11 protein-coding genes are annotated in these 11,829 nt (G+C 76.8%); 4 read left to right on the forward strand and 7 right to left on the reverse strand.

All coding sequences use genetic code 11. The features are described 5' to 3' along the window. Positions 1–17 precede the first annotated feature (17 nt). Positions 18–137 carry a streptamidine family RiPP gene (gene amiA, locus DMP17_RS35875; RefSeq protein WP_020625778.1) on the reverse strand — a complete coding sequence of 40 codons (120 nt, stop codon included), beginning with the start codon at positions 135–137 and terminating at the stop codon, positions 18–20. A 159-nt stretch (positions 138–296) separates the two neighbouring features. Here amiA and DMP17_RS35880 point away from each other — a divergent pair, with 159 nt between their 5' ends. Further along, positions 297–1,538, forward strand: a complete 1,242-nt coding sequence (locus tag DMP17_RS35880) for an MFS transporter (protein WP_226366189.1) — start codon at positions 297–299, stop codon at positions 1,536–1,538. Positions 1,539–1,704: 166 nt separating this feature from the next. On the opposite strand, the gene DMP17_RS35885 is transcribed toward DMP17_RS35880, so the two are convergent. The 6 genes from DMP17_RS35885 to DMP17_RS35910 form a co-directional block, all read right to left on the reverse strand. Beyond that, complete coding sequence (locus DMP17_RS35885; protein WP_337831861.1) at positions 1,705–2,502, reverse strand: ABC transporter ATP-binding protein; 798 nt, start codon at positions 2,500–2,502, stop codon at positions 1,705–1,707. Next, positions 2,499–3,563 carry a FecCD family ABC transporter permease gene (locus DMP17_RS35890; RefSeq protein WP_226357748.1) on the reverse strand — a complete coding sequence of 355 codons (1,065 nt, stop codon included), beginning with the start codon at positions 3,561–3,563 and terminating at the stop codon, positions 2,499–2,501. Before DMP17_RS35890 ends, DMP17_RS35885 begins: the two co-directional genes overlap by 4 nt. Beyond that, positions 3,560–4,591 (reverse strand): iron chelate uptake ABC transporter family permease subunit, encoded by a 1,032-nt coding sequence (locus DMP17_RS35895; protein ID WP_337831862.1) that lies wholly within the window; start codon positions 4,589–4,591, stop codon positions 3,560–3,562. Before DMP17_RS35895 ends, DMP17_RS35890 begins: the two co-directional genes overlap by 4 nt. Then, positions 4,588–5,667 (reverse strand): ABC transporter substrate-binding protein, encoded by a 1,080-nt coding sequence (locus tag DMP17_RS35900; RefSeq protein WP_337831863.1) that lies wholly within the window; start codon positions 5,665–5,667, stop codon positions 4,588–4,590. The genes DMP17_RS35895 and DMP17_RS35900 overlap by 4 nt, the downstream gene beginning before the upstream one ends. Then, positions 5,664–6,452 (reverse strand): sugar phosphate isomerase/epimerase family protein, encoded by a 789-nt coding sequence (locus DMP17_RS35905; protein ID WP_337831864.1) that lies wholly within the window; start codon positions 6,450–6,452, stop codon positions 5,664–5,666. The genes DMP17_RS35900 and DMP17_RS35905 overlap by 4 nt, the downstream gene beginning before the upstream one ends. Positions 6,453–6,520: 68 nt before the next feature. After that, positions 6,521–8,821: a transketolase-like TK C-terminal-containing protein gene (locus tag DMP17_RS35910; protein ID WP_337831865.1), complete on the reverse strand. Its 2,301-nt coding sequence runs from the start codon at positions 8,819–8,821 to the stop codon at positions 6,521–6,523. Between the two features lie 172 nt (positions 8,822–8,993). Between DMP17_RS35910 and DMP17_RS35915 the strand changes: the two genes are divergently transcribed. Genes DMP17_RS35915 through DMP17_RS35925 form a run of 3 tightly spaced genes read left to right on the forward strand, consistent with a single transcriptional unit; the run spans position 8,994 to position 11,714 of the window. After that, positions 8,994–9,536, forward strand: a complete 543-nt coding sequence (locus DMP17_RS35915) for an Lrp/AsnC family transcriptional regulator (RefSeq protein WP_226366196.1) — start codon at positions 8,994–8,996, stop codon at positions 9,534–9,536. Further along, positions 9,533–10,354, forward strand: coding sequence for a DNA/RNA non-specific endonuclease (locus DMP17_RS35920; protein ID WP_226352371.1), 822 nt, complete (start codon positions 9,533–9,535; stop codon positions 10,352–10,354). Before DMP17_RS35915 ends, DMP17_RS35920 begins: the two co-directional genes overlap by 4 nt. A gap of 10 nt (positions 10,355–10,364) precedes the next feature. Next, positions 10,365–11,714 (forward strand): serine hydrolase domain-containing protein, encoded by a 1,350-nt coding sequence (locus DMP17_RS35925; protein ID WP_226352372.1) that lies wholly within the window; start codon positions 10,365–10,367, stop codon positions 11,712–11,714. Positions 11,715–11,829 lie beyond the last annotated feature (115 nt).

An 11,829-nucleotide genomic window follows, 5' to 3' on the forward strand; every position in this document is an offset into this window, starting at 1 on the left:
CGGGCCCGCGGCGGGTGTCACTCCTGCTCGGCGGCCTGCTCGGTCGCGAACGGGTTCTCGACCAGGGCGTTGGAGTGGCTCGCGGAGTTGTGCGGCAGGGCGCGCTCGGCCTCGAGCTCGGTGAAGATGTCCTTCATCGTTTTCTCCTCCAGTGGGTGACATCGTCCGGTTCCGGACCACTCCATCGTGGCCATAAACGACATCGATTTTCAACAGTGGTGGATGTCTCGTTACCTGCTATTGGTGATGACTGTCGTTTCACACTATGGTTCGCGCAACCCCGACGGAAGGACCCCGTGAGCGAGACGGCCCCGACCGCCCCCGAGCACGAACGCACCGACCTGCGCCGCTATCTCGCCGCCCGGGTCGTCTCGGTCGCCGGTTCCCTGGTCGCCGCGGTCGCTCTGCCCGTGCTCGTCTACCGGCTGACCGGATCGCCCGCGTGGACGGCGGCGATCGCGACCGCGGAGGCACTGCCCTACCTGCTGTTCGGGCTGGTCGCGGGCGCGCTGGCCGACCGGGTCGACCGCAGGCGGCTGATGGTCGGCGTCGACCTGGCGTGCGGCGCGGTGCTGGCGGGGATCCCGCTCGCCTGGTGGGCGGGGGTGCTCACGCCGTGGCAGGTGCTCGGCACGGCGGTCGCGGTGCAGACCGGCTTCGTCTTCTTCGACGCCGCGAACTTCGGCGCCCTGCCCACGCTGGTCGGGCCGGACCGGATCACCGCGGCGTTCTCCACCCTCTACGGCGCGACGACCGTCGTCGAGCTGGTCGTGCCGCCGCTCGCCGGGCTGGCCGTCGCGACCCTGGCCCCGGCCGGGCTGCTGTCGGTCACCGCGCTCACCGCGGTCGCGTCGGCGCTGCTGATCCGGTCGGTCGCCGGGCGCCTGTCCCCCGGGCCCGGCACCCGCGCGCCGACCCGGATCCTCGCCGACGTGCGCGAGGGCCTGGCGCTGCTCCTGGGCAACCCGGTGGTCCGCACGCTGACGCTGGTCGGCACCACCCAGGCCGTCGCGGGCGGCGCCTGGCTCGCGATGACCGTGCCGTGGGCGGACCGGGTGCTCGGCATCCGCGCCGACGGCGACGCCCGGCTCGGTCTCCTGTTCGCCTGTTGGGGTGTGGGCGGGCTGGCCGCGGCCCGGCTGGTCCCGCGGCTGTCGGCGCGCTGGGGCGGGGCCCGGCTCGCACTGGCCGGGCTCCCGGTCTCGCTGGCCTGCGCGGTCGCGGTGGTGTCGGCGACGCACTGGGTCCCCGCACTCCTCGCCGCGACGGCGTTCGGGGCGGCGTACTCGACGGTCGTGCTCAACGCCGTCACCTACCGGCTGCAGGTCACCCCCGAGCACGCCCGCGCCCGGGTCTCGACGACCGCGCGGATGCTGTCCTGGGGCCTCGGCACCCCCGCCGGGGCGGCCCTGGCCGGCGTCGTGGCGACGACACCGGCGGGCCCACGCGGCGGTCTGGCGGCCGGGGCCGCGGTGCTGGCCGTCGGGGTCGCGCTGGCGTGGCTCACCCCGCCCCTGCGCCGGGCCGCCCGCGGGTAGGGCCCGTCGCGGGTCCCGCGCGATCGTCGGCCGGCCGCCGGCGGTGACGACACGGTGGCCGGAACCACGACAACGCGACGCCCGGCGACGCGGGCGCCGCGGCCGGGGTCGGACGCAGTTGCCGGGGTCGGCGCGCCGACCCCGGACCAGGGCGCCGACGCCGGGCTCAGGCGCTGACGCTGCGGGCCGGGTCGGCGTCGAGGTAGCTGCAGGTCAGCCGTCCCTCGTGGGTCGAGACGACCCCACGCACCCCGAACACCTCGGCCAGCAGCCGCTCGTCGACGACGTCGCCGGGGGCCCCGTCGGCGTGCACCCGCCCGTCGCGCAGCGCGACGATCCGGTCCGCGCACCGCGCGGCCTGGGCGAGGTCGTGCAGCACCGCGACGACGGTCAGGCCGCGCTGCTCCTGCAGCTCCCGGACCAGGTCGAGCACCTCCAGCTGGTGGCGGACGTCGAGGTAGGTGGTGGGCTCGTCGAGCAGCAGCACCGGGGCGTCCTGGGCCAGGGCGAGCGCGATCCGCACCCGCTGGCGTTCCCCGCCCGACAGCAGCTCGACCGGGGTGTCGGCCCACGCCTCGGTGCCGGTGGCCGCCAGTGCGTCGGAGACCGCCGCGTCGGCGCCGCCGCCGAGCATGCCCAGCGGGCCGCGGACGGCGTAGCGGCCCTGCGCGACGAGCGCCCGCACCGTCACCCCGCCCAGCGGCGGCAGGGCCTGCGGCAGCACCGCGACCCGCTTCGCGACCTCCCGGCGCGGGGTCCCGGCCAGCGGCCGGTCGGCCAGGTGCACGGCGCCCGCGTCGGGCCGGTGCAGCCCGGCGAGCACCCGCAGCAGCGTGGTCTTCCCGCAGCCGTTGCGCCCCACCAGCGACAGCCACTGCCCGCGGGCGACCGCCAGGTCGACGCCGTCGAGCACGGTGCGCCCGTCGAAGCACACCGTCACCCCCTCGGCCCTGAGCACCGTCACAGCGCACCTCCCACCGTCGTGCGGGACCGTCGGCGGACGATCCCGATGAGCACCACCGCGCCGGCGACCGCCGTCACCGCTCCCGCGGGCACCCCGATCGGCCGGTCACCGGCCGGGGCGAGCGCCGTCAGCAGCTGGGCGACGACGTCGGCGGCGACGACCGTCCCCGCACCGGCCGCCGCCGCCGCGGGCACGAGCAGCCGTGGGTCGGCCGCGCCCCGCACCCCGAGCACCGCACGGGCCAGGTGCGGGGCGAGCAGCCCGACGAACGCGAGCGCCCCGACCGCCGCGACCGCCCCGCCGGTGGCGAGCACGGCCAGCAGCACCGCGGCCGAGCGCCATCCGGACACGGCGAGGCCGACGCCGCGGGCGTGGTCGTCGTCGACGCCGAGGACGGCGAGCACCGGGCCGAGCAGCACCGCGAGGACCACCGCGGTGAGCGCGACCGGCCAGAGCGCGGCCCAGTGCTCCCAGCCACGCCCGTTGAGCGAGCCGACCAGCCACCGGACCATCGACCCGGCCAGCTGCGGGCGGGCGGTGAGCAGCAGCAACGTCGTCCCACCGAGCACCGCCGACACCAGCACCCCGACGACGGCGAGCCGCAGCGGGTCCGCGGTGCCCGGCCCCGCGGCCCGGCCGGCGAGCAGCCACAGCACCCCGCCGCCGAGCGTCCCGCCGAGCAGGGCCACGGCGAGCACGCCGAGCGGGGTGCCGACGGGCCCGCCGAGCACGGTCCCCAGCACCGCGCCGAGCACCGCACCGGAGCCGACGCCGGTCACCTCCGGGGAGGCGAGCGGGTTGCGCAGCACCGCCTGCAGCACCGTCCCGGCGACGCCGAGGCAGGCACCGGCCGCGAGCCCGACCAGCACCCGCGGCGCCCGCAGCTCCCGGACGAGGTCGGTGGACAGCGGGTCCGCGACCCCGGCGAGCGCCGCGAGCGCGGTGCCGGGCCCGACGGCGGTGCCGACCAGGAGCCCGGCCAGGGCGGCGACCGCCACGCACAGTCCGAGCAGCCCGAACCGGGCCGCGAGCGTCGCGCCCCGGCCCACCGAGCGGTTCACCGGTCCACCGCCGCGGCGGTACGGTCGGTGCGGGCGGGACCGGCCGTGCGGGCGGCCCGCGGGCGTCGCCACACCAGCAGCAGCCCGCCCGCGACGATCGCGACCCCGGCGGTGAAGCCGCCGACCGGCAGCTCCACCGGGTACAGCACGGTGCGGGCCAGCAGGTCCGCGACGACGACCACGGCCGCGCCCGCCCCGGCGCAGGCCGCGGCGCGGGGCAGCGGCCGGGCCGCGGGGAGCAGCACCCGCACCAGCTGCGGGGCGAGGAAACCGACCCAGGCGACCGGCCCGGCCGGACCGACGACGGCGGCGACGAGCAGGCAGGCCACGCCCAGCACCGCCGCCCGGGCCGCGCCGGTGCGCAGGCCCAGCGCGGAGGCGGCGTCGTCGCCGAGACGCAGCGGCCCCAGCAGCGGCAGCACCGCGACCCCAGCGACGAACGCGACCGCCAGCGCGGGCAGCACCGGCGTCACCGTCGCCCACGTCGTGCCGGTCAGCGAGCCCAGCAGATAGCGCACCAGCACCCCCTGCTCCGACGACCCGGTCATCGCGACCGCCGCGAGCAGCAGCGCCTGCAGCGCCGCGCCCACCCCGGCCCCGATCAGCAGGACCGCGGCCGGTCCGACGGCGCCGCGGACGGCGAGCAGGGTGAGCGCTCCCCCGGTCACCGCACCGACCACGGCGGGCAGTAGCGGCGCGAACGGGACCGCGGCCCCGGTGACGATCGTGACCGCCACCGCGGCCGCCGCGCCGGAGGACACCCCGAGCAGCTCGGGGACGGCGAGCGGGTTGCGCAGGCCGTCCTGCAGCAGCAGCCCGGCCAGCCCGAGCGCGGCACCGGTGAGCACGCCGAGCAGCAGCCGCGGCACCCGCAGCTCGGTGACGACGACGTGCTCGATCCCGCCCGCCGCGCCCAGCACGGCGGGCAGCCGGTGCGGGGCGACGGCCGGGGTGCCGGTCCCGAGGACCAGCGCGGCGAGCAGCACCGCCCCGAGCGCGACGGCGAGCAGCAGCAGGGCCCGTCTCACCGGCCGGGGACCGCCGCGAGCGACTGGGTGACGATCGCGCCCAGGCTGCGCGTGCCGCGGCCGCTGCCCCACAGCCGGGGGTCCATCTCGTGCACCTGCCGCGCCGCCACGGCCGGGACCTGCTGCCAGACCGGGTTGTCGGCGAGCTGGTCGGTGAGGGTGCGGTCGGCGGAGGAGAACAGCAGCGAGTAGGCGAACACCACGTCCGGCGCCCGGGCGAGGATCTCCTCGACGCTGTAGGTGCTGGCGGTCTCGACGTCGGCGCCGCGCGGGACGAACGGGTAGTCGTAGAGCGTCGCGAGCAGGTCGCCGTTGACGGTGTCGGTGGTGTCGACGCCGATGGTGTCGGCGCTGCCGTACATCAGCAGCACCTTCCGGTCGGCCCGGCCGGTGGCGCGGGCCTGCTCGACGCCGTCGGCGAGGGTGGTGCGGAAGCGCTGCTCCGCGGCGGTGGCCTCGCCGGTGCGTCCGGTCAGCGACCCGAGCGCACGCAGGTACCCGACGGACTCCTCCCAGGTGGTGGGCTGGACCAGCCAGAGCGGGGCGAAGCGTTCGACGGCCGCACGCAGCGGCTCGTGCACCCCGCCGAGGCCGATCACGAGGTCGGGGCGCAGCGCGGCGATGGACTCGACGTCCTCGCTGCCGAAGCTGCCGGCGACGGTCGGGACCTGCGCGGCGCGGTCGCCGAGCAGCACGGGGTTCTTCAGCAGGGCCGGGGTGGAGGTGCCGGCCGGGGTGAGCCCCAGCTCGACGACCATGTCGTCGCACAGGCCGGTCAGGCAGACGATCCGCGTCGGCGGGGCCGGCACGGTGACGGCGGTGCCGCGCGGGTCGGTGACCGAGAGCGCCGGCTCCAGCGGCGCGACGTCGCGGCTGACGGCGGGCCGCTCGGCGGCCGCCTCCGGCGCGGCCGTCCCGCCGCACCCGGCGAGCAGCAGCGCGACCACCGCGACCGGCAGCAGCGCGGCGATCCGGGAGGCACGGGCCGGCCGGGCGGTGGACCGGGCGGCAGCAACGGCGCGAGCAGGTGCGGCGGACCGGGCGGCGGCACCGGCGGACAGGGGACCGGCGCTCATCGCGCACCGGCCAGGTCGCGTCCGGCCCGCAGGTCGCGCAGCGCGGCGGCGTCGCGGCGCAGCGAGGCGGCGGTGTCGCCGGGGACGAACTCCAGCAGCACCTCGGTGTCGGTGCCGTCGTCGCGGGACTGCGCGGTGAGCTCGGCGAGCACCGGGGCCCACAGATCGGCGCGGTCGGCGAGCGGCAGCCGCTCGGTCCAGCCGTCGGCCCCCCAGGAGAACGCGTGCACGGTGGCCGGGCGCAGCGCACGGACCTCGACCAGGCAGGCGTCGGTGTCGGGCAGCTCGCGGGGCTGCCAGTGGGTGACCAGGGCCGGGTGGCCGACCTCGGCGCGCAGCCTCAGCGCGGTGTCGAGGCCGTCGGTGAGGGACTCGACGTGGTGCTCGACGAGCAGCCCCATCCCCCGCTCGGCGACGGCGTCGGCGCAGCGCCGCAGCGCGTCCACGGTGGCGGCGCGCGCGGCGGGCGACACGTCGGCCGAGGCCGACGTCCCCGCCCAGACCCGCACCCGCGGGGCGCCGAGCTCGGCCGCCGTCGCGACGACGGCGTCGAACTCGCCGGGGTCGGACGCGCCGGCCTTGTGGTAGCTGCCGTAGGTCCCGATCCGCAGCCCGGCACCCGCGCACGCACCGCGGGCCGCCGACGCCGCCGCCCGGTCACCGGGGCGGACGTGCCGGTCCCCGGCCCACTCGACGACCTCGGAGCCGGCGTCGACCGCCAGGCGCACGACGTCCGGAACGGATCTCTCACGGAAGGTGACCGACGCCAACCCCAGAAGCAGCATGGTCTGTAACCGTAGTCATTATCGTTTGTGTGATCCAGCGACGTACGTCACCCGGTGTCCGGTTCCGCCTAGAGCAGGTCGAGCCCGGCCGCCACGACCGTGTCCGCGTCGAGCCCGTGGTGGGCGTAGACCGAGGCGAGGTCGCCGGACTGCCCGAAGCGGTGCACGCCCAGGTGCGTCGCCGGGACCCGGTTGACCCCGGCGAGGAACGCGAGGGTGTGCGGGTGCCCGTCGAGCAGGGTGACCAGCGGCGCGGCCCGGCGCGCGGGGAACGCCGACTCCAGGATCCACGGCTCGGCCTGCGGACGGGCGGGGCGTCCGGCGCGGGCCTGCAGGGCGTCGAACAGCAGCCCCGGGCTGGTCACCACGACGACGTCGACATCGTGGCCGAGCTCGGCGAGCCGGTCCGCCGCGGCGAGTGCCTCGGTCGTCGGCGCCCCGGCGACCGCGATGGTCAGCGCGGGCGTGCCCGCGGCGCGACGCAGCGGGTAGGCCCCGGCGACCACCTGGCGCCGGCGCCGCTCGCGCGCGGCCGGGTCGGCCGGGACCGCCGCGAGGGTCTGGTCCACCGGCCTCGTCGACAGGCGCAGGTAGGCGCTGGTGCCGTCCGGGCGGCCGAGCCGGGCGAGCGAGGCGAGCAGCGTCCACTCGGTGTCGATGGCGAACGCCGGCTCGTAGGTGACGCAGCCGGGCTGCTCCAGCCCGACCGACGGCGTCGTCACCGACTGGTGGGCACCGCCCTCGGGGGCCAGCGACACCCCGGAGGGCGTGCCGACGAGGATCGACTGGCCGCCCGCGTAGATGCCGAACGACCACGGCTCCAGCGCGCGCTCGACGAACGGGTCGTAGAGCACCCCGATCGGCAGCACCGGACGGCCCCAGCGCGACCAGGTCGCCCCCAGCTCCCCCAGCGCCCCGACCAGGTTCCCCTCGGCGATGCCCAGCTCCAGGTGCTGGCCGGTGGGCCGCTCGCGCCAGTGCAGGATCGTCTCGGGGTCGTCGTCGAACCAGTCCTTGCGCTCCGCGGTGGACCAGACGCCGACCTTGTTCACCCAGCCGCCCAGGTTCGTCGACGACGACACGTCCGGGCAGAGCGTGACCACCCGGCCGGCCGCCTCGGGGGCCTCGCGGGTGAGGTCGAGCAGGGCCCGGCCGAGCGCGGCCTGGGTGGTGGCGCGCCCGGTCGGGGTGCGCCCGATGTCGGTCGGCAGCGGCGGGACCGGCTGGTCGTCGACCGGGTCGCGGTGCAGCCGCCGCGCCGCGCCGGCCACCACCTCGCCCGCCGGGGACTCCGGGTCGAAGCGCCGCCAGGGGTCGTCGGGGTCGGCGCCGACGGCGTCGGCCAGCTCGCGGACCTGGTCGGCGCTCAGGATCGAGCCGTGGTTCTGCGGGTGGCCCGCGGTCGCGAGGCCGTGGCCCTTGACGGTGTAGGCGAGGATCACCGTGGGCCGGGTGTCGTCGATCGCGGAGAACGCGTCGCGCAGCGCGGCGGTGTCGTGCCCGCCGAGGTTGCGCACCGCGGCGAGCAGGGTGTCGTCGTCGAGGCCGGCGACGAGCTCCTCCAGGTCGGCGTGCCCGTCGGGGAGCCGGGTGCGGACCTCGTCGGCGTCGCAGCGCAGCAGCCGCTGGTACTCCGCGTTCTGCATGGTGTCGATCCGGGCGCGCAGCGCGTCGCCGCCGGGGCGGTCGAACAGCTCGTGCAGCAGCCTGCCGTACTTGACGGTGAGGACCTGCCAGCCGGCCGCGGAGAACATGCCCTCGATCCGCGGCGCGCCGATCGCGGGGACGACCCGGTCCAGGGACTGCCGGTTCAGGTCGACGATCCACACGACCTCGCCCAGCTCACCGACCATCGGGTCGAGGATGGCCTCCCAGACGGCGCCCTCGTCGAGCTCGGCGTCGCCGACCAGGGAGTACTGCCTGCCCTGTCCGGCGCCCCCGAAGTGGGTGTCGACGTAGCGGCGGGCCAGCGCACCCCAGATCGGGGCGGTCGCGCCGATCCCCACCGAGCCGGTCGAGTAGTCGACCGGGTCGGGGTCCTTGGACCGCGACGGGTAGGACTGCAGCCCGCCGAAGGCGCGCAACGTGCCCAGGTAGCGCTCGTCGAGCTCGCCGAGCAGGTAGTTGATCGCGTGCAGCACCGGCGAGGCGTGCGGCTTGACCGAGACCCGGTCCCCGGCCCGCAGGTGCTCGAACCACAGCGAGGTCATGATCGTGGTCATCGACGCCGACGACGCCTGGTGCCCACCCACCTTCAGCCCGCTGGGGTCACCGCGCCGGTTGGCCGCGTCGACGATCGCGGTGGACAGCCACAGCACCCGCTTCTCGATCTCGACGAGCGTGTCCGTCGTCACCGTCTGCGTGCCCATCGCCCACCACTCCAGCCTCGTCGCTCATGCAGCCTGCCCAGCCAGCCCACCACCACACCGACGAGTGCACAACCACAGCCCACACGACTGAGCAGAGTGCACGCGACGGGCCGGGCGGGACGCGCGCCGGGGCGGCATAATGCGCACCCGCGGACACGAGGAGGGGCACCACGTGACGGGAACGACCGGCGACGGGCGGGCCGCGCTCGACGGCCACGACGCCCGGCTGCTGCTGGCCCTGGCGCAGGACCCGCGCGCGACGGTGCTCGCCCTCGCCGAACGGGTCGGCCTGTCCCGCAACACCGTGCAGGCCCGGCTGGCCAAGCTGGACCGGCTCGGCGCGCTGGACACCTTCGAGCGCCGGGTCGACCCGGCGGCGCTCGGCTACCCGCTGACCGCGTTCGTGACGGTGCGGGTGGTGCAGCGCGAGCTCGCCGCCGTCGCCGACGCACTGGACCGGGTACCGGAGGTGCTGGAGGTGCACGGCGTCTCCGGCCCCGAGGACCTGCTGGTGCACCTGGTCGCCCGCGACGCCGACGACCTCTACCGGATCGCCGGGCACCTGCTCGCGATCGACGGGGTGGAGCGCACGTCCACATCGCTGGTCATGCGCTCGCTGGTCGGGTTCCGCACCGCCCCGCTGCTGCGCCGCCTGACCGACGGCGGCGCAGGCGCACCCGTCGTTCACCCGGCACCGCTAGCGTCACGCCGATGAGCGCCCCCGCCGCCCCCGGCTTCGACCCGGACTTCCTCGGCGTCGCGACGCCGATGCCGACGCTGCCCGGGACCGACACCGTGCTGCTCCCCTACACCCACTTCACGACGCTGCACCGGCCCGACCGGCGCCTGGCCGCGGCCACCGCCGTCGCGATCGACGGGGCGACCCTGCGGCAGCTCGAACGTTCCGACGACTGGCGCCTCGACGACCGGCTGCCCGCCGGGCAGCAGGCCGGCGCCGAGCTCTACGCCGACAACGACCTCGACCGCGGCCACCTGGTCCGCCGCCAGGACCCGGTGTGGGGCGGGGCCGCCGAGGCTGCGACGGCGGAGTCCGACACGTTCCACTACACCAACGCCGCCCCGCAGGCCGCCGCGTTCAACCAGGACAAGGAGACCTGGGGCGGGCTGGAGGACTACCTGCTCGACAACGCGGGCGACAACGACCGGCGGCTCGTGGTGTTCACCGGCCCGGTGCTGGCCGACGACGACCCGGAGTACCGCGGCGTACGCATCCCGCGGCTGTTCTGGAAGATCGGCGCCTTCGTCACCGGCGGCGCGCTCGGCACCACCGCCTACCTGCTGGACCAGACCCCCCAGCTCGGCGACCTCGCCGAGCCGCCGGCCGGGGACCCGCCGCCGCTGGGCCCGTACCGCACCTTCCAGGTGCCGGTGGCCCGGATCGGCGAGCTGACCGGGCTCGACCTGGGCCCGCTGACCGCCGCGGACCGGATGCCGGTACCCGAGCCGGTGCCCGCCGCGCTGTCCGAGCGGGCGGTCCGGCTGCGGTCGTTCGCCGACATCCGGGGGATCTAGTCTCGCCCCCGTGACCGAGCTGCTCCCCAGCACCCAGCGCACCCTGCTCGCCCGCGTCGCCCGCGCCCAGCGCGACGGCCGCGTCCCCTCGCTCGTCGCCGGCGTGGTCCGCGACGGCGCCCTGGCCTGGCACGCCGGCCGCGGGGACCTGCCCGACGGCGCCGGCCCGGACGACGTCCAGTACCGGATCGGCTCCATCTCCAAGACCGTCTGCGCGGTCACCGTCCTGCGGCTGCGCGACGAGGGACTGCTCGACCTCGACGACCCGCTGGACCGGCACCTCCCCGGCACCCCGCTCGGCGACCGCACCCTGGGCCAGCTGCTGTCCCACCTCGCGGGGGCCGGCTCCGAGAGCCCCGGCCAGTGGTGGGAGCGCACCCCCGGCGGCACGCTGGAGGAGCTGGGCCTCGGCGACGCCGACCGGGTGCTGCCCGCCGCGCGCCGCTTCCACTACTCCAACCTCGGGTTCGGGCTGCTCGGCGAGGTCGTCGCCCGCCTCCGCGGCCGCGCCTGGACCGACGTCGCCCGCGACGAGGTGCTGCTCCCGCTGGGCATGACCCGCACCTCCACCCGTCCGCAGCAGCCCGCCGCGGCGGGACGGGCGGTGCACCCGTGGGCCGACCTCGTGCTGGCCGAGCCCGAGCACGACGCCGGGGTGATGGCCGCCGCCGGGCAGCTGTGGTGCACCGCGGCGGACCTGGCCCGGCTCGGCGCGCTGCTGCTCGGCGACACCGGCGGGGTGCTCTCCCCGGCCACGGTCGAGGAGATGACCCTGCCCGCGGGCGTCGACCCGACCTCGCCGGTCTGGGCCGGCTACGGCCTGGGCGTGCAGGTCCTGCGGTTCGAGCGGCCCGAGGGCGGCGGCACCACGACGCTGGTCGGGCACGGCGGCTCCATGCCCGGCTTCCTCGCCGGGCTCTGGGTGGACCGCGAGGAGGGCGCCGGCGCGCTGGCGATGGGCAACACCACCTCCGGGATGGACAGCGGGCTGGCCGCCGGGCTGCTGAACGACCTGCGCGTCGCCGAGCCCCGCATCGTCGCGCCGTGGACCCCGCAGCCCTGCCCGGTCGACCCCGAGCTGCTCGGACCGTGGTTCTGGGGCCCCTCCCCCTACGCGCTGCGCTCGGTCGGCGGCGGGCTGCTGCATCTCGGCGGTCTCGGGCGCCCCGGACGCGCGTCGCGGTTCCGGCCCGGCCCGGACAGCACCTGGGTCGGCCTGGACGGCTACTTCGCCGGGGAGACCCTGCGGATCGCCCGCGACCACCTGTGGCTGGCCACGTTCGTCTTCACCCGCACCCCCTACGACCCGGCCGCACCGGTCCCCGGCGGCGTCTCCGACGAGGGCTGGACCACCGCCTGACATCACGGTTCGGCTTGCACAGCGACACGGGACGGTCCAGTACCTACACTTTCGGCACACAAACGACTTGTGCACCATTTCTGCACGAACGAGAGCGGAGGGGGGATACGCCCGG

Source organism: Pseudonocardia sp. TMWB2A (assembly GCF_017312135.1).